This is a genomic window from Streptomyces sp. NBRC 110035, from assembly GCF_000829695.1.
In the GTDB taxonomy this organism is placed as follows: Bacteria; Actinomycetota; Actinomycetes; order Streptomycetales; family Streptomycetaceae; genus Streptomyces.
The window spans coordinates 172,784-194,961 of record NZ_BBNN01000019.1 but is presented as its reverse complement, the minus strand read 5'-3'; the positions used below and the strand labels follow the sequence as shown (position 1 = coordinate 194,961).

At 70.8% G+C, this 22,178-nt stretch carries 19 protein-coding genes; 9 read left to right on the top strand and 10 right to left on the bottom strand.

The window, feature by feature from the left end; translation table 11 throughout:
* Positions 1–52: 52 nt before the first annotated feature.
* Both TU30_RS09270 and TU30_RS09265 read left to right on the top strand, forming a co-directional pair.
* Positions 53–256, top strand: coding sequence for an MbtH family NRPS accessory protein (locus TU30_RS09270; RefSeq protein WP_042166983.1), 204 nt, complete (start codon positions 53–55; stop codon positions 254–256).
* A 107-nt stretch (positions 257–363) separates the two neighbouring features.
* Complete coding sequence (locus TU30_RS09265) at positions 364–876, top strand: GNAT family N-acetyltransferase (RefSeq protein WP_042166981.1); 513 nt, start codon at positions 364–366, stop codon at positions 874–876.
* 49 nt (positions 877–925) lie between these two features.
* On the opposite strand, the gene TU30_RS09260 is transcribed toward TU30_RS09265, so the two are convergent.
* Entirely contained in the window at positions 926–2,278 is a 1,353-nt protein-coding gene (locus TU30_RS09260; RefSeq protein WP_042166978.1) for a DUF2254 domain-containing protein, read from the bottom strand.
* 246 nt (positions 2,279–2,524) lie between these two features.
* Between TU30_RS09260 and TU30_RS09255 the strand changes: the two genes are divergently transcribed.
* Positions 2,525–3,022 carry a PepSY domain-containing protein gene (locus TU30_RS09255; protein WP_042166976.1) on the top strand — a complete coding sequence of 166 codons (498 nt, stop codon included), beginning with the start codon at positions 2,525–2,527 and terminating at the stop codon, positions 3,020–3,022.
* 358 nt (positions 3,023–3,380) lie between these two features.
* On the opposite strand, the gene TU30_RS09250 is transcribed toward TU30_RS09255, so the two are convergent.
* The gene (locus TU30_RS09250; protein ID WP_234307815.1) at positions 3,381–3,890 is read right to left on the bottom strand and encodes a copper chaperone PCu(A)C; all 510 of its coding nucleotides are present in this window, start codon (positions 3,888–3,890) and stop codon (positions 3,381–3,383) included.
* A gap of 517 nt (positions 3,891–4,407) precedes the next feature.
* Between TU30_RS09250 and TU30_RS09245 the strand changes: the two genes are divergently transcribed.
* A complete protein-coding gene (locus TU30_RS09245) occupies positions 4,408–5,460 on the top strand; it encodes an AI-2E family transporter (RefSeq protein ID WP_042166971.1) in 1,053 nt (350 codons plus the stop codon).
* A gap of 87 nt (positions 5,461–5,547) precedes the next feature.
* On the opposite strand, the gene TU30_RS09240 is transcribed toward TU30_RS09245, so the two are convergent.
* Positions 5,548–5,880, bottom strand: a complete 333-nt coding sequence (locus TU30_RS09240; protein ID WP_063837626.1) for a WhiB family transcriptional regulator — start codon at positions 5,878–5,880, stop codon at positions 5,548–5,550.
* A 257-nt stretch (positions 5,881–6,137) separates the two neighbouring features.
* On the opposite strand from TU30_RS09240, the gene TU30_RS09235 reads away from it, so the two are divergent.
* Positions 6,138–6,653 carry a TspO/MBR family protein gene (locus TU30_RS09235; protein ID WP_042166968.1) on the top strand — a complete coding sequence of 172 codons (516 nt, stop codon included), beginning with the start codon at positions 6,138–6,140 and terminating at the stop codon, positions 6,651–6,653.
* Between the two features lie 139 nt (positions 6,654–6,792).
* Here the strand turns inward: TU30_RS09235 and TU30_RS09230 are convergent, their stop codons facing one another.
* Positions 6,793–7,815 (bottom strand): LacI family DNA-binding transcriptional regulator, encoded by a 1,023-nt coding sequence (locus TU30_RS09230; RefSeq protein WP_078878187.1) that lies wholly within the window; start codon positions 7,813–7,815, stop codon positions 6,793–6,795.
* A 138-nt stretch (positions 7,816–7,953) separates the two neighbouring features.
* Between TU30_RS09230 and TU30_RS09225 the strand changes: the two genes are divergently transcribed.
* Genes TU30_RS09225 through TU30_RS09210 form a run of 4 tightly spaced genes read left to right on the top strand, consistent with a single transcriptional unit; the run spans position 7,954 to position 13,379 of the window.
* Complete coding sequence (locus TU30_RS09225; protein WP_042166966.1) at positions 7,954–9,258, top strand: ABC transporter substrate-binding protein; 1,305 nt, start codon at positions 7,954–7,956, stop codon at positions 9,256–9,258.
* Positions 9,259–9,268: 10 nt separating this feature from the next.
* Positions 9,269–10,186 carry a carbohydrate ABC transporter permease gene (locus TU30_RS09220; protein WP_042166964.1) on the top strand — a complete coding sequence of 306 codons (918 nt, stop codon included), beginning with the start codon at positions 9,269–9,271 and terminating at the stop codon, positions 10,184–10,186.
* Positions 10,183–11,001 carry a carbohydrate ABC transporter permease gene (locus TU30_RS09215; protein ID WP_042166961.1) on the top strand — a complete coding sequence of 273 codons (819 nt, stop codon included), beginning with the start codon at positions 10,183–10,185 and terminating at the stop codon, positions 10,999–11,001. Before TU30_RS09220 ends, TU30_RS09215 begins: the two co-directional genes overlap by 4 nt.
* Positions 10,998–13,379, top strand: a complete 2,382-nt coding sequence (locus tag TU30_RS09210; RefSeq protein WP_107068406.1) for a glycoside hydrolase family 3 N-terminal domain-containing protein — start codon at positions 10,998–11,000, stop codon at positions 13,377–13,379. Before TU30_RS09215 ends, TU30_RS09210 begins: the two co-directional genes overlap by 4 nt.
* A gap of 255 nt (positions 13,380–13,634) precedes the next feature.
* Here TU30_RS09210 and TU30_RS09205 read toward each other — a convergent pair whose 3' ends face one another.
* The 6 genes from TU30_RS09205 to TU30_RS09180 form a co-directional block, all read right to left on the bottom strand.
* Complete coding sequence (locus TU30_RS09205; RefSeq protein WP_042166959.1) at positions 13,635–15,800, bottom strand: alpha-galactosidase; 2,166 nt, start codon at positions 15,798–15,800, stop codon at positions 13,635–13,637.
* A complete protein-coding gene (locus TU30_RS09200; protein ID WP_042166958.1) occupies positions 15,797–16,636 on the bottom strand; it encodes a DeoR/GlpR family DNA-binding transcription regulator in 840 nt (279 codons plus the stop codon). The genes TU30_RS09205 and TU30_RS09200 overlap by 4 nt, the downstream gene beginning before the upstream one ends.
* 4 nt (positions 16,637–16,640) lie before the next feature.
* The gene (locus tag TU30_RS09195) at positions 16,641–18,680 is read right to left on the bottom strand and encodes a beta-galactosidase (protein WP_042166956.1); all 2,040 of its coding nucleotides are present in this window, start codon (positions 18,678–18,680) and stop codon (positions 16,641–16,643) included.
* Positions 18,677–19,588, bottom strand: coding sequence for a carbohydrate ABC transporter permease (locus tag TU30_RS09190; protein WP_078878186.1), 912 nt, complete (start codon positions 19,586–19,588; stop codon positions 18,677–18,679). Before TU30_RS09190 ends, TU30_RS09195 begins: the two co-directional genes overlap by 4 nt.
* Positions 19,585–20,532, bottom strand: coding sequence for a carbohydrate ABC transporter permease (locus TU30_RS09185; RefSeq protein ID WP_042166954.1), 948 nt, complete (start codon positions 20,530–20,532; stop codon positions 19,585–19,587). Before TU30_RS09185 ends, TU30_RS09190 begins: the two co-directional genes overlap by 4 nt.
* An 82-nt stretch (positions 20,533–20,614) precedes the next feature.
* Positions 20,615–21,982: an ABC transporter substrate-binding protein gene (locus TU30_RS09180; protein ID WP_042166952.1), complete on the bottom strand. Its 1,368-nt coding sequence runs from the start codon at positions 21,980–21,982 to the stop codon at positions 20,615–20,617.
* Positions 21,983–22,178 lie beyond the last annotated feature (196 nt).

Below are 22,178 nucleotides of genomic sequence, written 5' to 3'. Positions count from 1 at the left end.
ACCAGCCCTTTGCCCGCCACCTGTCCGACCCAAGAGAGCGAGACCGACAGACATGGACGAGAACACCCGCTACCAGGTGCTGCGCAACGACGAGGAGCAGTACTCGCTGTGGCCCGTCGACGTCGAGGTGCCCGCCGGCTGGCAGCCCGTCGGCAAGGAAGGCACGGAGGCGGAGTGCTCCGCCTACGTCGACGAGGTCTGGACCGACATGCGCCCGCGCAGCCTGCGGGAGCGCATGGAGAACGCCGAGGCCTGACGCGTCCCGCGCAGCCGCGCAGGACGGGCCGGGGCGCGTCCGCAACCGCACCCCGGCCCGTGCCCCGCCCGCCCTGCACCCGCCCTGCCTCATCCCGAGGAGCCGTCATGACACCGGTCCTGCACACCGAACGCCTCACGTTCCGGCCCTACCGCCCCGAGGACGAGGACGTCTTCGTGGCCCTGCTGCGCGACGAGGAGGTCTGCCGCTGGATGGGCCAGGAACGCGTGCCGGAGGCCGACCTGCGCACGCTGTTCCGCGCCATCCTCACCGACGTCTACCCGCAGCACAGGTTCGACGTGTGGGGACTGTGGCGCGAGGAGGTCTACGTCGGCCACGCGGAGGTGAAGAAGACCGGCAACGCCGACGGCCACGAACTGATCACCGCTCTCGCCCCCCAGTACTGGGGCCGGGGCCTGGGCACGGAAGTGGTCGGCGGCCTGCTCCGCCACGCCGCCGACAACCTGGGCCTGAAGGAGGCCTACGGCATGGTCGGCGCCGACAACACCGCCAGCCTGGCCATGTGCCGCCGACTGGGCTTCCGGCACGTGCGCGACGTGGTCGGCGACGACGGCACCGTGACCAGGCTGGTGGTGATCCCGACGACGGACCCGGACTGACACCGGGAACCGGTCCGCCCCGTTGAGCCTGCTCGCGGCCCGTCGCCGGTCAGCGGGTGCGGCCGTGTGTCCACCGCCCGGCCAGGGCCTCGTCGACGAGGCCGGTCAGCTCGGTGAGCCGGCCGTACTCGGTGGAGTGGAGGTTCTGGGCGCCGATGGTGGAGCGCAGCAGGGCGAGAGCGGCGACGACGGGCGGGTGCCGGTCGGGTGCGCTGTTCCAGGCGAGTTCACGCAGCAGCATCGCGAGGCGAGCCAGGACGGCGGGCTCGGCGGCGCCGTAGCGCAGGGGCTGGGTCATGGCCAGGTCCAGGAGGTCCTCCAGGCCGGGGCGCCGCAGCACGACTCTGACCTGCCGGCCGTCGTCGCGCAGCAGCCGGGGGCCCAGATCGTGCCGGGCCAGCTCGCACAGCAGCGCGGCGGAGTGGGACAGGGCGTGCACAGCGGTCGTCGGGTCGTTGATCCCGGGGGAGAGCGCCTTGGTGGCGATGTCGGTGAGCTGCCGGAGCCCGAAGGCGATGTCCTGGAGGCCGGTGCGTTCAGGGCCGGTCCTCACCGCTTTGGCGGCTCGTTCGGCCAGACGGGTCCATGCGTCGGGGGAGAACGGCTCCCCGGCGCGCGGCCAGGCGGCTCCCACGGGCGTGGCGGCGATCAGGGAGCTCCCGGGGAGGCGGTCGATGAGCAGGACGGCGTCGGCTTCGACGGCTGCCCTCAGAAGGGCCGCCTCGTCGACGGAGGTGAAGAAGCCGGAAGAGCCGACGCTCAGGGGCAGCGCGCCCGCGGGCGGTTTTGGCGGGGCGTCGGAGGGGTGCGCGCCGCCGGAGTCCCCGCGGTCCGTGTCCTCTTCTTTCGGGAGGAGCCGACCGAGGGAGCGGCCGGCGGCGGAGTGGATGCTGCTCATCATCGTCTCGACCCGGATCTCGCGCGCCAGGTGGGACAGGAACAGGACGAGGGCGAGCAGGCTGGCCAGGGTGAGCAGGAAGGCGACCGTGACCGACAGCTCGGGGACGAACCTGGCCTGCTCGTCCTCGCCGGTGCGTACGGTGCGCAGCACGGTCAGGGCGTAGGTGAACGTCGCGAGGAAGAGCGCCAGGGTCGTCTGGACGTACCGGTCCGAGTTGAAGGTCCGCAGCACACGGGGGGAGAACTGGCTGCTCGCCAGCTGAAGCGTCAGCACGGTGAGCGAGAAGGTCAGCGCCGTGACCGTGATCAGGGAGCCGGCGATGGCTTCCAGCACCGCGCGTGCGGCATCCGAGCTGCCGCCGAAGAAGTAGTCACTCAGCCAGGACGGGAGCTCGTGCTGAAGCCGCTCGTCCAGCCGAGGCAGTGCCACGCCCGCGGCGACGGCGAGTACGACACCCAGCATCGGCACGGGCCACAGCTGGACCCGGAGCGTGTCACGCATCAGCACGAACTCAGACTACATAACGCCGTGAACGGGACAAATTGCAGAACGGTGCCGAGGGTGGATGCGGCATTGGTGCATCGCGGTTGATTTTCTTCATATGTGTTATTCATTTCCTCCAGGGTGGATAGTCGACTCGCATGGGAATGACGGGAATCACCTGCCGGCAAGAGGTCGGACGGGTCTTGAGGCGGCTCGCGGTGGCCCTTTGTGCGCCGGTCGTCGCGTTGTCGCTGCTCGTGGCCTGTGGCCTGTGGCCGGGAGGATCCGCTGAACGAGCCCGCCGAGCGGTTCGAGATGGTCGACATCGACTACGAGCGCGCCATTCGCCTCTCCGCGGCCGAGGTGACCGCCGGTGAACTGGTTGCTCTGGAGCTCAAGGAGCCCGAGTCGAACTCGCCCGTGTGGGAGAGCCGGATCGCGGACCAGGACGGACAGCTCACGACGGTCCGGCTCGGTGCCACCCGGGGCGAGGTGCTGGGGACGAGCCCCGGCCCCGACCTGGCGGACTCCGGGCGCCAGGAGCTGATGCGGCACCTGGACGAGGCTCAGCTCCTGCCGGACGAGGCGGCTCGTGAAGCGGCCGACACGGCGAACGGTGAGCTCGTCACCGCCCTCGAACTGCAGGGGCGTGAAGGCGATCCGGTCTGGTGGGTCGATGCCCTCGGCGTGGCAGACGAGTCGGCGACGCTCCATGTGGTGGACGCGAAGACCGGCGAGATCCTGGAGCGCCGCCCGGCGTGACACGGACAGGAGCCCGGCGCAGGACGGCCGGCGGCCAGTGCTCCGCGGGCCCCGTACGCACGGTGGTGCGCTCACGGCCCGTCTGCTGTGAAGTCCGGTCACGCCGAGCGCATGCCCGTCCAGACGGCCGGGGGGAAGCAGCACCAGCCCGGCGGCCACCACGGTCTCCCGGGCTCCGTACAGGACCGGTCGGACTCCACCCCGACGGTGCGGCGCCCACCCGCACCGTCCGGCCGTCCCCCGACCGCCACCCGATGCCGTACGTCACCAGGTTTCCGAGGTGCCGCCCGGTTCCGCCCCACCCGCGGCCTCACCGCTCTTCCTCCCGTCCCTCCGGCGCGGGACGGGTCAGTGGACGTCACTCATCCGGCGAGGGGGACGTCAGTCCCGGCGCGTCGGTGGCGTCCTCGACGTAGGTGGGGACCTGGGAGTGCACCTGCAGGGCGACTTCGCCCGCTCGTTCGAAACGCAGGGTGATCCACGCGTAGTCTCCGCCGCGGATCTGCTGGCGCAGGTCCCGAAGCAGCAGGTGGACGCGCCCCTCCTCCAGTTCGACCAGTTTCCCGGTGGGTACCTCGACCGGGCCCCAAACGGTGCCGTCCGCGCTCACGACGTCCACGGACCGTGCGACCGTCGTCTCGGCGCCGAGCAGTCTGTCGGCGCTCTGCCCCTGGTTGAACAGCCAGAGATAGAAGGGGGCGTCGTCCCCCGGATCCCACGGGCCGTCGGGGGGTTCGGCGATGTGCGCGTAGCGGATCAGGACCGGTCCGACACGGGCGTTGGCGCCCGGTGGGTTGTACTCGCCCTCGTCGTTGCCGCATCCCGTCGTACCCGCGGCGGCCAGACAGCCTGCCACGAGGAGGGTCACCGCCCTTCGCCACGCCCCCGCCATTCTCGTGTACATCCCTGTGCCGCCTCTCTCCCGGAGTTCCGGCGGACTGCAGGCCGCCGCTGACAGGCATGCCACGCCCACCGCGGTGTGGCACCACTCCTTGGGTCAGGTGGGGGAACTGCCGGAGGTGTTCGGTGGCGTGTGCTCAGGCCGTCCGCTCTCCGGTCGCGGGACGCGGACCGCCGGACGGTCCGGCCCCGGACGTCCGGTCACGTCACCCGTCTCTCGCCCTGCTCCGGCCCCCTCGTCCGGCAAGTGAATGCCGTCCGCGGTGAAGTCCACCTCCACTACTTCCAGGCCGGTCATCCGTTCCACCACGCTGGTGGCATGGGCGCGCACGTCCCCGGCCTCCCCGCCCACCCCCGGGTGACGCCGCCTCCCGGAGGCGTTCGGGTGAATCCCTCCTCCGGATCAACGACTCGGGAAACCGACGACATGCGAAGCGGGCGGGCCGTTCACCCAGGACGGCGCGGCCGGTACGTACGGTGCACATGTGCAATTGCTCCCGGAGCCCGTTCGCCGGCTCGCAGCCTGGTGCGCCGTGATCCTGTTGGCCGTCGGGGTCGGCTATGTCGGGATCCAGGTGTGCGTGGCGCTGCGGCCGGCCGTCGTTCCCGTGCTGCTCGCTCTGCTCGGCACCGCGCTGCTCCTCCCTCTGCACCGGTGGATGGTGAAGGCGAAGGTCAACCGGTCCGTCGCCGCCGGGCTCACCTGCACCGCCGTCCTCGCCGTGGTAGGTGGCGCCGTGTACGTCGTCACGGCCACGCTGGTCGACACCTGGGACCAGATCGTCGCCTCGCTGCGCAAGGGGGTGCGCGGGCTGGCCGACCACTTCGGGGCGGACGGCACCTCGCTGGGGGACCTTGCCGACGACGCCCTGGACCTGCTGGGCAGGTCCGGGGGAACGGCCGCCTCCGGCGTCGTGACCGGGGCCGGTTTCGTCGCGCAGGCCCTGGGCATGGCCGTGCTCGCGCTGCTGCTGGTCTTCTTCTTCCTGCGCGACTCCCCTCATGCCGCCGGCACGCTGCGCTCGCTCGTCCCGCGCGGCAGCGCCGACACCGTCGAGGCGATGGCCCGGCGGGCCTTCGAAGGCGTGGAGGGGTTCATGCGGGGCACCACCGTGGTCGCGCTCACCGACGCCGTCTGCATCACCGCCGGTCTGCTGATCCTGCGCGTGCCGGGTGCCCTCGGGCTCGGGGCGATCGTCTTCATCGGCGCCTACGTCCCCTACATCGGCGCCTTCGTCTCCGGGGCTGCGGCCGTGCTGGTCGCGCTCGCCGACCGGGGGTTCGTCGTCGCGCTGTGGGTGCTCGGGGTGGTGCTCGTGGTGCAGGCGCTGGAGGGGAACGTCTTCCAGCCGATGGTCCAGAGCCGGACCGTGCGGATCCACCCGGCGCTGGTCCTCGTGGCGCTCACCGCGGGCGCGTCCGTGGCCGGGATCGTCGGAGTGCTCCTCGCGGTCCCGGTCACCGCCGCCGCCTTCGGCGTCGTCCGCGAGCTGCGCACGCGTTACGCATGGTCCGGCGTGCCGTCCGCGGACCCGTAGGGTTCAGGCCGAATGCCGAGCACTTGTTCGTCCGTCTCGGCCACCGAGGCTTTGCCCTCGTCGTGGCCGGCGACGCGGTGGCCGAAGTCATTCCCGACGCGCGCGAACCGTCTTCCACGTCGTTCGTCCCTCGCGGCTGTCGAACAGCTCCCGTCGGATGGCGCGACGCTGCGCGGCGGTGGTCGCGCCCCGGATACCGGCGTCCTCGCCCTGCTCGACGGCCCACCGGCGGCAGGCGAGCAGGACGCGGCAGCGACGGCAGACCGCACGGGCGCGAGCAACCTGGGACTCGCTCTCCCGCTCGGTCAGAGGGAAGAACAACTCTGGGTCCTCGCCCGCGCACGCGGCATCGCGGATCCATCCGCGTTCGGCGGGGAACAGGGCGGCGCTGAAAAGAGAAGGCCGACGGTCGTCGGGCACGGCACACCTCCGCCAGATGCCGGCTGAACCGGCAGATGGCTGCGGCACGGGCGTGCCGCAGGATCGGCAGAGGTTGCGCCTTCCACTGTACGCCCGGTACGGCCGGTATGGCTGGGCATCGGACAGCACCAGGGACGCCTCGGCACGGCCACGCACGGGGCAGGCGTGAGCGGGCGCCGCGTGCCACGTGTCGCATCAGGCAGCGGATTCCGGGCACCCGGCCACGACACCACCGGTGCAACGGAAGGAGACAGCAGATGACGGGAGTCCCGCCGGGGAAGGACCCGCGATCCCGCTCCGCCTCGCGCCGGTCGCTCCTGCTGCTGCTCCTGCTTCTCGCGATCTGCTACGCGGTCGCCGCTCTGGGCGGTGTCGCGGCCACGGACGCGGGCAGCACGTACCGCTCACTCGAGCGCCCCGCGTGGGCCCCGCCCTCCTGGCTGTTCGGGCCGGTCTGGACGGTGCTGTACGCGACCATCGCCGTCTCCGCCTGGCTCGTACTGCGCCGCCGGCCCCTGGCGCAGGTGAAGGCGGAGATCGTCTTCTGGGGCGCGCAGCTCGCCTTCAACCTGGCCTGGACGCCGTTGTTCTTCACAGCCGGCCGGTACGGCCTCGCGTTCCTCGACATCTGCCTGCTCCTGGCCGCTCTCGGTGCCACCATGCTGCTCTTCCGGCGCACGAGCCCGGCGGCCTCGCTCGTCCTCGTCCCCTACGCGCTGTGGACGCTGTACGCCGCGGCCCTCAACCTCGCCGTCTGGCAGCTCAACGCCTGACCGTGAGGAGCGGCCGTCGCGCCGCCCGGAGGCCCGACCCTTTGCCCGGTGCGAGCGAAGCCGGCGGGTCCGGCGCACGGCCGGGGCGGCCGTCCCAGCAGCTCCACGCGCGGGCGGCGAGGGGGCCGCAGGCCATGTCTCAAGCCTTCCGCAACCGAGCCGTGCTCTGCCGTACCACCAGGTGCGTCGCCAGTTCGATGCGCTGTGCCGCCGTGCCGGGGGCGTCCGGGCGCAGGAGCATGCGGGTGGCCTCCTCGGCCATGTGCCGCAAGGGCTGGTGGACTGTGGTGAGGGGCGGGCTCGACCACTGGGCCAGTGGTACGTCGTCGTAGCCCACCACCGACAGGTCCTCCGGTACACGCAGGCCCCTGACCCTGGCCGCCTCCAGGACGCCGAGTGCCTGGAGGTCGCTGCCCGCGAAGATCGCCGTCGGCCGGTCGGTGCCGTTCAGCAGGTCCATGGCGTGCTCGAAGCCGCTCTGTACGTGGAAGTCGCCGAAGCGCATCAGGCGCGGGTCGGTCTCCAGGCCCGCCATCGCCATGGCGGAGCGGTAGCCGTCGAGGCGGGCGAGCGAGCAGAGCATGTCCTCGGGACCGGTGATGATCGCGGCCCGCTCGTGACCGAGGTCGGTGAGATGGCGGGTGGCGGCGAGGCCACCGGCCCAGTTCGCGGACCCGACCGAGGGGACGTCGGGGGCGGGGTCGCCCGCCGGGTCGATGACGACGAGGGGGATGGCCGCCGCTCTGAGCTGGCGTTTGATGTCCTCCGGGAGGGTGGAGAAGACCAGCACGACGCCGAGCGGCCTGCGTTGCAGCACGCCCGGGAGCCACTCCGGAGCGGGGGTGTGCCGGGTGCCGCTCTCGGTGAGCGCCACCGTCGCGCGGTTCTCCCTGGCGACGCTCTCCACGCCCCGGATCAGCTCCATCGCCCAGATGCTCTCCAGCTCGTGGAAGACGATCTCGATGAGCGGGGAGCGGGACGCCGGCTGGGCGCGACGGCGGTAACCGTGGACGTCCAGCAGCCGTTCCACCTTGGCGCGGGTCGTGCGGGAGACGTCCGATCGGCCGTTGAGGACCTTCGAAACTGTCGGCATCGAAACGCCGGCCTCCTTCGCCACCGTGGCCAGGGTGATTCTGCCGCTCGTCTCGCCTTCATCGTGCATAGCCGCAGGATACGGCACCGCGTGTCGGTAACGGTTTGAGTGAGTGCCGACTCGACCGTTGACCGAGACTTCCGTCTGACCTACTGTCCCACGGCATGGACTTTCGGCGATGAGGCCGAAACTTTCGAGAGGCGAACGATGAAGACACGTGCGCGCTTGCCCAGACTGGTCGCCGGTGGTGCGACGCTCACCCTGGCGCTGACCCTTTCGGCCTGCGGCGTCGGGGACGGCGGGGCGTCGGCGGACGACGGCAAGATCCATGTCCTGGTCTACGGGGACGCCACCAACAAGGTCGAGAAGAAACTCGTCGACACGTTCAACAAAACGTCCGACGTCAAGGTCGTCCTCGACACCATCCCCGGTGCGGACTACCAGAAGAAACTTCAGACGATCATCAGCACCCCGCAGGCACCGGACGTCTTCTTCAACTGGGGCGGCGGCAGCATCAAGCCGTTCGTCAAGGCCGACCTGCTGATGCCGCTCGACGACTTCATCGAGAAGAACCCGGACCTGGAGGACAAGTTCCTTCCGTCCGTCTTCAACAACGCCGTCGTCGACGGCAAGCCGTACGGCATCCCGATGCGCGGCACCCAGCCGGTCCTGCTCTTCCACAACAAGAAGGTCCTCGACCAGGCGGGCGTCACGCCGCCGAAGACCTGGGACGAACTGCTCGACGCGGTCGGGAAGCTCAAGGACGAGGGCGTGACGCCGATCGCGCTCGGCGGCGGCGACATCTGGCCGACGCAGATGTGGTTCCAGTACCTCTTCGACCGCGTGGCCGGCCCCGGACTGTTCGAGAAGGCCGTGGGCGGCGACAAGAGCGCCTGGGAGAGCGCGGACAGCAAGAAGGCCCTGAGCATGATCAGGGAGCTCGTCGACGCCGGCGCCTTCGGCAAGAACTACGACTCCGTCAAGTACACCAACGGCGGCTCGGTCCAGCTGGTGTCCTCCGGCAAGGCCGGCTTCGAGCTGATGGGCTCCTGGTACTACTCCCAGCAGCTCACGGACCACGAGGCGTTCGCCGAGAAGGACCTCGGCTACACCCCCTTCCCGACCGTCGAGGGCGGCAAGGGCGACCCGGCCAACGTCGCCGGCAACACGAACAACTACTACTCGGTGATGAAGAAGACGAAGCACCCCGAGGCCGTCGCCGAGTTCCTGGAGCTCATGTACTCCGACGACTTCGTCAAGGCGCAGCTGGACATCGGCAACCTGCCGACCACGACCAACACCGACAAGTTCATCGACACCTCGTCCACCCCCGAGTACTCGCGCTTCCAGTACGACCTCGTCGCCGACGCCCCGTCGTTCCAGCTGTCCTGGGACCAGGCGTACCCGCAGAAGGCGAGCTCGTCCATGCACAAGGCCGTCCAGCAGTTCTTCAACGGACAGCTCGACGCGGACGGCTTCATCAAGGCCATGCAGGCCCTCCCGACCGAGTGACGAACGGCTCATGACGACAAAGACCACGAGCGCTCCGTCCGCCTCGTCCGCAACGAAGGTGGGGCGTCCCGGCTTCGCCTGGGCGCTGCCCGCCGCAGTGTTCTTCGCCCTCTTCGCGGTCACCCCGCTGATCATGGTGGCGGTGCTGTCCTTCACGAGCTGGGACGGGATCGGCTCGCCCGAATTCGCCGGCATGGACAACTGGTCGCGCCTGATGGACGACCCGGTGATGCTCAAGAGCGTCTGGCTGACCCTGCTCCTGACCGTGCTCGGCGTGGTCATCCAGACGCCGCTGAGCATCCTGCTCGGCGTCTGGGCCGCCGGCCACCAGCGCAACCGCGCCGTGCTGTCCGTCATCTACTTCGTCCCGCTGCTGCTGTCCGCCACTGCCGTCTCCGTGCTGTGGCGGGCGCTGCTCGACCCGAACTTCGGCATCCCGGCCGAGGCCGCCTGGCTGTTCGGCGACGGCAACCTGTTCGGTGAACAGGCCACCGCCATCGGGGTGCTGGCGTTCGTCAGTACCTGGCAGTTCACCCCGTTCCACACGCTGATCTACCAGGGCGCCGCCCGGGCCGTCCCGCAGGTGCTCTACCAGGCGGCCGAAATCGACGGGGCGGGCCGCTACCGGCAGTTCTTCCACATCACACTGCCGCAGCTGCGCAACTCGATGATCACCTCGATGATCCTGATGATCGTCGGCGGTCTGACCACCTTCGAGACGGTCCTCATCCTGACCCAGGGCGGCCCCGGCACCGACACCACCATCAGCGCCTACTACATGTACGACAAGGCGTTCAAGGGATTCGACTTCGGCGCCGGCTCCGCCATCGCCCTGGCCCTGGTCGTCGCGGCCACCGTCATCTCGCTGGTCGTCGTCCGGGTCTCCGGCTACGACAAGATGCGCAGCACCATGGAGGGTGTGTCATGAGGCGCCGTCCCCACTACCTGGCCGGCGCCGGCTCGATCCTCTGGCTGTTCCTGGTCGGCCTGCCGCTGTACGTGATGCTCGCCGCGACCCTGCGCACCCGACAGGACTACGCCGAGAACGGCCCGGTCTCGATCCCGGACAGCTTCACCCTGGACAACTACACCGGAGCCTTCGACTCGGGCTTCGGCCAGTACTTCTTCAACACGCTCGTCGTCACCGGCTGCGTGATCGGGATCGTGCTGCTGCTGGTCCCGCCACTCGCCTACGCGATCGTGCGCAGCCGGGGCCGGACCACGTCGGCGATCTTCCGGCTGTTCCTGCTCGGTCTCGCCATCCCCGCCCAGGCCGTCATCGTGCCGATGTTCTACCTGATCAGCGAGGCCGGACTGTACGACAACCTGCTGGGCGTCATCCTGCCCACGGCCGCGTTCTGCCTGCCGATGTCGGCGCTGATCCTCAGCGGCGCGATGCGCGACATCTCCACGGAACTGTACGAGGCCATGGCCATGGACGGCGCCTCCCCGCGGCGCATGTTCTTCCAGCTCGTACTGCCGCTGTCGAGGGGCGGACTGTCCACGATCGTGGTCTTCTCCGCGCTCCAGGCATGGAACGGCTTCCTGTTCCCGCTCGTCCTGACCCAGTCCGACTCCAGCAAGGTCGTCACCCTGGGTCTGTACAACTTCCAGACCGAACACGGTATCGACATCCCCGGTCTGCTGGGAGCCGTGGTGCTGTCCATGGTGCCCATCCTGCTCGTCTATCTGTTCGCCCGTCGTGCCCTGGTCCAGGGGCTGATGGGTGCCGGAGGAAAGTGACTGCCGACGTGGCCGTAGAGACCACCCCCGAAATCCCCCTCTGGAACGACCCCGACCGCCCCGTCGCCGACAGGGTCGACGCGCTGATCGGCGCGATGACCCTGGACGAGAAGATCGCCCAGCTGTACGGCGTGTGGGTCGGCGCGTCCGCCGACGGCGGCGAAGTGGCCCCGCACCAGCACGACATGGAGGAGGCCGTCGACCTCGACGCGCTTCTGCCCGCTGGACTGGGCCAGTTGACCCGCCCCTTCGGCACCGCACCCGTCGACCCGGCACTCGGCGCGCTCTCCCTGCTGCGCACCCAGTCCCGTATCACCTCGGCGGGCCGCTTCGGGATTCCCGCCGTCGCGCACGAGGAATGCCTGGCGGGCTTCGCAGCCTGGGGCGCCACCGCCTACCCCGTCCCGCTCTCCTGGGGCGCCACCTTCGACCCGGACGTGGTGCGCCGGATGGCCACCGCCATCGGCCGCGACATGCGGTCCGTCGGTGTCCACCAGGGTCTCGCGCCCGTCCTCGACGTGGTGCGCGACGCCCGCTGGGGCCGGGTGGAGGAGACCATCGGCGAGGACCCCTACCTCGTCGGCACCATCGGCACCGCGTACGTCCAGGGCCTGGAGTCCGCCGGGATCGTCGCCACCCTCAAGCACTTCGTCGGCTACTCGGCCTCCCGCGCCGGACGCAACCTCGCCCCCGCGCCCATGGGCGCCCGCGAACAGGCCGACGTCCTGCTGCCACCGTTCGAGATGGCGATCCGCGAGGGCGGCGCCCGCTCCGTGATGCACTCCTACACGGACACCGACGGCGTCCCCGCCGCGGCCGACGAGAGCCTGCTGACCGGACTGCTCCGCGACACCTGGGGCTTCGACGGCACCGTCGTCGCCGACTACTTCGGCATCGCCTTCCTCAAGACCCTGCACGGCGTCGCGGGCGACTGGGCGCAGGCCGCGGGCGCCGCGCTGAAGGCCGGCGTCGACGTCGAACTGCCCACCGTCAAGACGTTCGGCGCACCGCTCGCCGAGGCCGTCGCCGACGGCCGGGTACCGGAGTCGGTCATCGACCGCGCCCTGCGCCGCGTCCTCGGCCAGAAGGCGATGCTCGGCCTGCTCGATCCGGACTGGAGCCCGGTGCCGCCCGCGCTCGACGGCGCGGACCTGGACGATCCGGACGCCCTGCGCGGCACGATCGACCTGGACCGGCCCGAGAACCGGGAACTGGCCCGCGAGATCGCCGAGAAGGCGATCGTCCTGCTCGCCAACGACGGCACCCTGCCGCTCGCCCGGCCCCGCCGTATCGCCCTGGTCGGCCCCAACGCGGCCGAGGCCACCGCCGTACTGGGCTGCTACTCCTTCCCCCAGCACGTGGGCGTGCGGCACCCGGACGTCCCGGTCGGGATCGACCTGCCCACCCTGCGGGACACCCTGGCCGCGGAGTTTCCCGACGCGGACATCACCGTCGCCCGCGGCACCGGCGTCGACGACGGGGACCTCTCCGGCATCGGCGAAGCGGTCGACGCGGCACGGGACGCGGACGTCGTCATCGCCGTACTCGGTGACCGCGCGGGTCTGTTCGGCCGCGGCACCAGCGGAGAGGGCTGCGACGCGGAGTCCCTGGCCCTGCCCGGCGTCCAGCAGCGTCTGCTGGACGCGCTGCTCGACTCCGGCAGGCCGGTGGTGACCGTCCTGCTCGCCGGGCGGCCGTACGCGCTCGGCCGCGCCGTCGCCGAGTCCGCGGCGATCGTGCAGTCCTTCTTCCCCGGCGTCGCGGGCACCCAGGCGATCGCCGGGGTACTGAGCGGACGTACCAGCCCTTCCGGACGGCTCCCGGTCGGCGTGCCGCGCGGCCCGGGGTCCCAGCCGACCACCTACCTCGGCGCACGGCTCGCCCAGGTCAGCGAGGTGTCCAACATCGACCCGACGCCGGCGTTCGGCTTCGGACACGGCCTGACGTACACGGCGTTCGCCTGGAACGACCTCGCCGTGGACACCGAACAGGTTTCGACGGACGGCGAGTTCATCCTCTCCCTCACCGTCCGCAACACCGGTGAGCGGTCCGGCACCGAAGTCGTCCAGCTCTATCTCCACGACCCGGTCGCCTCCGTCGTCCAGCCGGTGCAGCGGCTCGTCGGTTACACCCGGGTGGAGCTGGAGCCGGGCGAGACACGCAGGATCCACGTCACGGTTCCGGCCGACGTGGCCTCCTTCACCGGCCGCGAGGGCCACCGGATCGTCGAACCCGGCGACCTGCACCTCCGCCTGGCCGCATCGAGCACCGACGCGCGCCTGACGGCGACGGTCACCCTGACCGGCCCGGAACGCCAGGTGGACCACACCCGCCGCTTCCACGCGGCCTTCACCCAGGAGCCGGCGGCGCAGGACTGAACCGTTCTCCGAGACAGCCCCGCCGGTCCGCACCCGCCGGGGCTGTCTCGGCCCCGTCACCTCGGTGGGGCCCTCCGACTACGCCCTCGCCCACCACGGCGACTTCGCCCGGGTGAGCCCGGCCGGCCCGCCCGGGAACGGTGTGGGTGATGCCGGTTGCGCCGGCTTCCCCCGGTTCCGCCGGCTCCGCGGCAGAGCCCCGCACAGAGCAGATCCTGCCGTGGGCCGGCCCGGCGGGAAGCCGACGGCCGACGGTCAGGGCGCGAGCCGCCGGGCCTCGATCAGTACCAGGCTCTCCGGGTGGAGGGTGGGCGCCTGGACGCCGAGGACGGACAGGGCACGGCCCGACAGCGTAATACCCTCCGGTGTCCACCAGGGCAGAGGGCTTGTCGTCGGCCCCCGGAACTCGTCCCCCGGCGGCAGCGGGGCGAGGGCGTAGCGCGCGTCCGGCGCCAGGCCGGGCAGGCGCACGCGGCCCGCCGGAGCCTGCACGCTCGTCGCCGTCTGCACCACGGCGTAGACGGCACGGGACAGGTCGGGAGCCACGACGCCGTGCACCAGCAGCGCGGGATCGTGGTGGTCGGCGTGGACGACCGTCCCGCCGTGCAGCAGCGGCCGGAGGCGCTTGTGGGCCTCGATCCAGTCGGCGAGCCGACGGCGTTCCCCGGGCGTCGCCCGGGTGAGGTCCCACTCGATGCCCATGTGGCCGAAGAGCGCGGTACCGGCGCGGAAGTCGAGACCGTGCGTGCGGCCCGTGGTGTGCGAGACGGGCGCGCCGACGTGTGCGCCCATCAGCTCCGGAGGCAGCAACAGGCCCGTCCAGCACTGGATCTGCTGCCGCTCCAGGGCGTCGATGCAGTCGCTCGTCCACACCCGGTCGCTGCGTTCGAGGATGCCGAGGTCCACCCGGGCGCCGCCCGAGGAGCAGGACTCGATCTCCAGCGCCGGGTGGCGTCGGCGCAGTTCGTCCATCAGCGCGTACACCGAGGTGGTCTGGGCGTGCACCCCGCCGGTGCCCCGCCCACCGCCGCCCGCGTCGACGAGGTCGCGGTTGTGATCCCACTTGAGGTAGTCGACGGCGTACTCGGTGACCAGGGCGTCCAGCCGGTCGAGCACGTACGCGTACGCTTCCGGACGGCCCAGATCGAGCACCTGCTGGTGCCGGGCCTCCGGTGGCATGCGCCCGGCCGCGGACAGGATCCACTCCGGACGGGCCCTGGCCAGGTCCGAGTCCGGGTTGATCATCTCGGGTTCGACCCAGAGGCCGAACTGGAGCCCCCGGGAACGCACGTGTGCGACGAGCGGGTGCAGCCCCTGCGGCCAGACCTCGGGGTCCACGTACCAGTCGCCCAGCCCGGCCCGGTCGTCGCGGCGTCCGCGGAACCAGCCGTCGTCGAGTACGAACCGTTCGGCGCCGACCTCCGCCGCCGCGTCCGCCAGGGCCGTGAGGGTCTCCAGGTCCTGTCGGAAGTAGACCGCCTCCCAGGTGTTGAGCGTGACGGGCCGCGGTGTGGCGGGGTGATGCGGGCGCTGCCGCAGGTGGGCGTGGAAGCGGGCCGCCATGTCGTCCAGGCCCCGGCCGTACGCGCCGTACATCCACGGAGTCCCGTACGTGGCGCCGGGCCCCAGACGGACCTCGCCCGGCAGGAGCAGCTCACCGCCGCCCAGGAGCGAGACGCCGGAGTTCGTCCGCTCGGCGAACGTGCGGTGGTTGCCGCTCCATGCCACGTGCAGACCCCACACCTCACCGCCGCGGAAGCCGAAACCCCGCTCACCCACGGTGTGGACGAGGGTCGCATCGACGCCGGTGCGGCCGCGACGGTTCTCCCGAAGGTGCGTGCCGAGGGTGAACCCGTGCCGCTGCGGAGAACGTTCCCGCAGGTGGCGGCCGGTCAGGTCGAGCACTTCGGCGGCGTGGGCCGGTACCGGCAGGGCGAGCTGCAGCGCCTCCAGCGTGTAGGGGCCCTCACCCCGGTTGGTGAGGAACGCGCGGTGGCGGACGAGACCGGAGGAGGTCAGCTCCAGCTCCCACCGCAGGCCGAGCCGGGCCTGTTCGTCCGTGGCCTCGACCGTCAGCGAGCGGGGGGCCGTCAGCCGCAGCTCGCGGACGGTGAACGCGCAGGAGAAGTCGGCGCCCCCGCGGTGGCCGGACAGTCCCGGCGTGCCCAGCCAGCCGGCCGACTGCTCGGGCAGCACGCTCACGGGGACCGGGACGTCGGGAACGCTGGTGCCCAGCTCGGCGACGCTCGCCGCGGCGAGGGAGGCGAGGTCGTCCGTGCCGCCCGAGGTGCCGTCTCCCAGGTCTCCGAGGTCGGCCCCCCAGTGCAGCACCCGTGGGAGGCGGGGTCCCGAGCAGTCGAGGACCAGGCTCGTGCCCCCGGCACGGAAATGGACGAGACGGGAAGAACGGTCGGCGGTCACGTGCGTACGCTTTCGGTCGGTCCGGGAGGGGAGTGGGCAGGAGCCGCCCGCTGTGAAAGCCGGGTCGGTTCGACCACGGTCAGGTCACCGACGCCGCGTGCCAGCACCTCGCGGCAGTGCCCGTCGACGCCCGAGTCGGTGATGAGTATGTCGGCCGTCTCCAGCGCGACGATGGCCGCCGTGCCGGTCGTGTTCCACTTGGTGTGGTCGGCGAGGACCACGATCCGTCGTGCCGAGCGGCACATCGCCCGGTTCGTCTCCGCCTCCTGCGGGTTCGGCGTGGTGAAGCCGGTCAGCGCGGCCATGCCGTGCACCCCCATGAACAGCACGTCGACGTGGAGCGTCCTCAGCGCGGTGACCGCGACCGGCCCCACCAGCGCGTCGGAGGGGGTGCGCACGCCGCCGGTGAGCACGACCGTCTGCTTCTGCCGCCGGTGGGTGTGCAGGGTCTGCGCCACCCGGACGCTGTTGGTGACCACCGTGATGTCCGGGACGTCGAGCAGGTGCCGGGCGAGCGTCCACGTGGTGGTCCCCGCGGTCAGGCCGACCGCCGAGCCCGGAGCGACGAGCCGGGCGGCCTCGGCCGCGATGGCCTCCTTGGCCGCGGTCTGGAGGGGCCGCTTCTCCGTGAACGCCGGCTCGGCGGTGCCGCCGTGGTCCGGTGTGACCGCGCCGCCGTGGACCTTGTCGAGACGACCCCGGCGCTCGAGGGCCTCCAGATCGCGCCGGATCGTCATGTCGGACACGTCGAACCGCTCGGTCAGCGCGCTCACCCGGATCGAGCCGTGCTGCCGGACGAGCTGGGCTATCTTCTCCTGCCGTTGCCTGGCGAGCATTCCGTCACCGGCCCGGCGTCGGGGCGCCGTGTTCCCGGACCACCACGACGTCACCCGCGCGGACGACGACCTCGCCGTCGGCGGTGGCGCCGCTCAGCAGATCGGTGCCCGAGGCCGGGACGGACACGTCGCTCGGGGAGTGGTTGACCAGGAACAGGTACGTGGCGTCCGGGCCGCGCCTGCGGACCGCCTCGACCCCGGCCGGGACCTCGGCCGCGGCGGTGACCCCCGCCTCCCGGCAGACCCGGGCCAGCAACTCGCGCAGGGTGCCCGAGTCCGGGCGCGTCGCCACGTACCAGGACACACCGTCGCCGTAGTGGTGACGGGTGACCGCGGGGTGCCCCGGGGCCGGGCCGCCGCACGACGGGTCCGCCGCGAACGACAGGACCGTCCCGGCCCCCCGCGGTTCGACGAGTTCGGTCCAGACCGTGGCCTGTGAGCCGTCGGAGAGCCGGACCGTCTCCGCCTCCCGGAGCGGGAAGAACTCGTCGACCCGGATGCCGAGCATGTCCCGGTACGCTCCGGGATGGCCGCCGAGGCGGACGTGGTCGTTCTCGTCCACCACACCGCTGAAGAAACCGACGGCCGCGTGTCCGCCCTGCGCGACGAACCCGTTCAGCGCCGCCGCGTCCGTGTCGCTCGTCAGGCAGAGACTGGGGACGAGGACCAGCCGGTAACCGCTCAGGTCGCTCCCGGGGTGCACGAGGTCGCAGGTGACGCCCAGCGACCACAGGGCCTCGTACCAGGCGCGGACCAGGTCGAGGTAGCGCACGTCCTGCGAGGGGGTGGCCTCCGTCTCGAGGGCCCACCAGGCGTTCCAGTCGAAGAGGAGCGCCACGTCCGACACCACGCGGGTGCCGCGCACCTCCGCCAGTGCCCCCAGATCCCGGCCGAGAGCGGTGACCTCACGCCAGGTCTTGGTGTCCGTGCCGCCGTGCGGCAGCATCGCCGAGTGCCACTTCTCGGCGCCGGCCCTCGACTGGCGCCACTGGAAGTACAGGACGCCGTCGGCGCCGCGCGCCACGTGCGCGAGGCTGTTGCGGCGCATCTGCCCCGGGGTCTTCGCGACGTTGCGGGGCTGCCAGTTCACCGCGGAGGTGGAGTGCTCCATCAGCAGCCACGGCGCGCCGCCGCCCATGCCGCGTGCGAGGTCGGCGTCGAGGGACAGCCCGACGTGCGCCTCGGGGTCCGCGGCCGTGAGGTACTGGTCCACGGAGACGAAGTCGCACTCCTCGGCGAAGGAGAATCCGTCGACCTTCTTCTCGAGCGTGACCAGGAGGTTGGTGGTGAGCGGCACGCCGGGGGAGAGGCTGCGCACGATCCCGGCCTCGCGCCGGTGCAGCCCCAGCAGGGCGTCCGAGGAGAACCGCCAGAAGTCGAGCCGCTGGGTCGGATTCGGCACGGCGGCGGTGGCGCGCGGCGGCACGACCTCCGCCCAGTCGCCGTACCGCTGGCTCCAGAACGCCGTGCCCCAGGCCTCGTTGAGGCCGTCGAGACCGCCGTACCGCTGCCGGAGCCAGCCCCGGAACGCCTCGGCACTGGTGTCGCAGAAGCAGTGCGCGTTGTGGTTGCCCCACTCGTTGTGCAGATGCCACAGCGCGAGCGCGGGGTGGTCGCGGTACCGCTCCACGAGCCGTTCGGCGAGACGGCCGGCCGCCTCGGCGTACGCGGGGCTGCTCGGGCAGAACGTCTGCCGCGAGCCGTGACTCAGCCGGACGCCGTCGGCGGTCACCGGCAGCGCCTCGGGGTGACGCAGTGAGAACCAGGGCGGCGGAGACGCCGTGGCCGTCGCCAGGTCGGCCGCGATGCCGTTGGCGTGCAGCAGGTCCATGACCTCGTCGAGCAGGCCGAACTCGTACGTTCCCGGGCGGGGCTCCAGGAACGCCCAGGAGAAGACGCCGACGGTGACGAGGTTGACGCCGGCCTCGCGCATGAGGCGGACGTCCTCCTCCCACACCTCGCGCGGCCACTGCTCCGGGTTGTAGTCGCCGCCGTAGGCGATGCCGCCGAGCCGGTCGGACAGCTGCTTGAGCGCGTCGTTCACGACTTCACCGCTCCCGCCGCGAGACCGGCCTTCCAGTAGCGCTGGAGCACCAGGAAGGTGATGACGATCGGGACGACCGACACGAGCGACCCGGTGAGGCTGAGGATCTGCAGCGAGGGGTCGCGGCTGACCTGGGACTGCCAGGTGAACAGGCCCAGGGTGACCGGGTAGAGCCGGTCGTCCTGGAGCATCACCAGGGGCAGCAGGAAGTTGTTCCAGATGACCACGAACTGGAACAGGAAGATCGTCACCATGGCGGGCGACATCAGCCTCAGCGCCATGGTGAAGAAGGTCCGCAACTCTCCCGACCCGTCGATGCGGGCCGCCTCCAGGAGTTCGTCGGGCACGGAGGCGGCAGCGAAGATGCGCGAGAGGTAGACGCCGAACGGGCTGACGATGCTCGGCAGGAAGACCGCCCAGAAGGTGTTGGTGGCGCCCACCTTGGCGAAGAGCAGGAACAGCGGCAGCGCGAGCGCCGTGGCCGGGACCAGCACACCGCCGAGCACGACGGAGAACAGGAACTCCCGCCCGCGGAAACGGTACTTGGCCAGGGCGTAGCCGGCCATGGCGGACAGCAGCGTGCCGACGGCCGCGCCCGCACCGGCGTAGAGGAGGCTGTTGAGCAGCCAGGGCAGATAGACCCCGTCCTGCTTGGCGAACAGCGCCCGCAGGTTGTCGATCAGGTGGAAGTCGGAGAACCACAGGCCGAACGAGCCGACCAGGTCTCCCTGGCTCTTGGTGGCCGAGACGACCAGCCAGAACACCGGAAGCAGCATGTAGAGGGCGATCACGGCCAGGAAACCGGTGGCGACGATCACCGAGAGGCGGCTCTCCCGCGGGCCGCGCGGTGTCGTCCCGGAGGCCGGCGCGGGCGCGTGGGCGCCCGCGGTGTCGGTGAGGAGGCTCATGATTCAGCCTTTCGACCCGTGAGCTTGAGGAATCCGAACGACAGGACGAACGTGGCCAGGGCCAGTGTCACCGACATGGCGGCGGCCTCGCTGTAGTTGTCCGACGAGGCGAGCGAGTAGGCCGCCAGGTTCGGTGTGTAGGTGCTGGTGACGCTGGTGGAGATGGAGCGCAGCACCTGTGGTTCGGTGAACAGCTGCAGGGTCCCGATGATCGAGAAGACCCCCGTCAGAATGAGGGCCGGACGCAGGATGGGGACCTTGATGCGCCAGGCGATCGTCGCCTCGCCCGCTCCGTCCATGCGTGCCGCCTCGTAGATGTCGGACGGGATGGCCTGCAGCGCGGCGTAGATGATCAGCATGTTGTACCCGGTGTAGGTCCAGGTCACGATGTTGCCGATGGACCAGAGCATCATCGACGAGCCGAGGAAGTCCGGCGCGGACCCGGCCCTGTCGAGCAGGTCCACGACGGGCGACAGGCGCGGGTCGTACAGGAAGGCCCACATGAGTGCGGCGATCACGCCGGGGATGCCGTACGGCACGAAGTAGGCGATGCGGAAGAAGCGCTTGAGGCGGGCCACCGTGGAGTCCAGCAGCAGCGCGAGCACCAGGGCCAGCAGCAGCATCACCGGGATCTGCACCAGGCCGAAGAGCAGCACCCGGCCGACGCTGCCGAGGAACTCGGCGTCGCCGAACACTTCCCTGTACTGCTCGAGACCGGCGAACACGGTCGTCTTGCGGCCGAAGGTGCCGCCGGTCCGTTCCGTCCTGAGCAGGCTCTGGTAGAAGGCGTAGCCGACCGGCGCCAGGGTGAACAGCACGAACGGTATGAAGAACGGCAGGAGGAAGAAGGCGGGCGCCCAGTTCCGCCTGCGGCGCGGCGGAGCGGGAACTGCGGTGTTTTTCGCTGGCGGCGCCGCTGCCGCGGCTGTCCGGTCGACGGTCATGTCGTGGTCTCTTCCCAGGCTTCCTTGACGAGGGGGGAAAGGACCGGCGGGCGTGTTCCCACGCACCGCCGGTGCCCGTCACTTACTTCGCGACCTCGAGGGACTGCTTCTCCAGGGAGTCCACCGTCTTGGCATCCGTCTGCGCGAGTGCGTCCTCGAGCGTTCCCTTGCCGCCCAGCGCTCCCGCGATGCCGTCACCCATGAAGCGGTAGGTGTCCGTCATCGTCGGACCGAAGGTCCAGTCCGTGGTGACGTTCTTGGAGGCGTCGGCGAAGACGTCGAAGATCTTCTGGCCGTCGTAGAAGTCCACCGGCTGCTGCAGGGCCTCCAGCTCGAGGCCCTCGGTGGCCGCGGGGTAGAGACCGCCCTCACGGTTGAGGATCTCCAGCGCCTTCGGGTCCGTGTTCAGCCACAGCGCGAACTTCGCCGCCTCGTGGGGGTGTTCGCTCTTGCCGAGGACGGCCGTGGTCGAGCCGCCCCAGTTGCCGGCCCTGTCGTCGCCCGCCGACCATTGCGGCATCGGCGCGACGCCCCACTTGCCGGAGGTCGCCTTGGCGTTGTCACGAATGGTGCTGTAGCCCCAGGCGGCGCTGACCCAGGTCGCCACCTCGCCGTTGTTCCACGCCTTGTAGAGCGCCGGGGAGAAGCCCTGCAGATCGGTCGCGACCAGCTCCTCGTCGATCATCTTCTGCCAGTAGTCCGCCACCTCGCCGGCGGCCGGGCTGTCGACGTCGACCTTCCACGCGTCGCCCTCCTGGGCGAACATGTTCGCGCCCTTCTGCCACAGCATGCCGCTGAACCAGTTCGGGTCCGTCTGCGAGAAGTGCGTCATGTACGCCTTCGGGTCGGCCTTCTTCAGCTTCTTGGCCGCCTCGTAGTACTCCTCCCAGGTTCCCGGGACGGATATGCCGTGCTTCTCGAACAGGTCCTTGCGGTAGAAGAGGGCCATCGGGCCCGTGTCCTGCGGCACCGCCCAGACCCCGTCCTCGCCGCCGGACCCGAAGGTCACCTGCGACCAGGTCCACTCGACGAAGTCGTCCTCGGCCTCCTTGACGCCCGCGCACGCGGCGATGTCGGTGAGGCCCTCCTGGAGGCGGAAGTTCGCCAGCGAGTCGTACTCGATCTGGCCGAGGTCGGGGGCGTTGCCCGCCTTCAGGGCGTTGGACATGTTCTGGTACGTGCCGGCGTTGCCGTTCGGGGTCGACTTGACGGACACCTGGACGTCCGGGTTCTGGCGGTTCCACTCGGCCACCGCCTTCTCGACGCCGGGGATCCAGGACCAGTACGTCAGCTTGACCTTGCCCTCGCTCTTCTCGCACGTGCCCTGACCGCCCGAGGCGCTGTCCTCGGTGCCGGAGCCGCCGCCGCACGCCGCCGTGGCGAGCAGGGGAAGGGCGGCAAGGGCCACCAGGGCCCGGCGGAACACGGGGCGTTGGGTCCGCAGTGACATGGCGTCTCCTCAGGTGCGTGCCGCTCTGCTACGTGTCCCGGAGCGGTCGGGGTGCGCACACATTGACTGTTAACGACTCGTAAAGTCAACACAGTCCATCGGGAAATCACGGAACCAAACACAAACCGTTATCGACGTCACAAGGGTGCGGGGCAGCGGTCTCCACCTGCGGGAGTTGGCTTTGCCGATCCTGGGA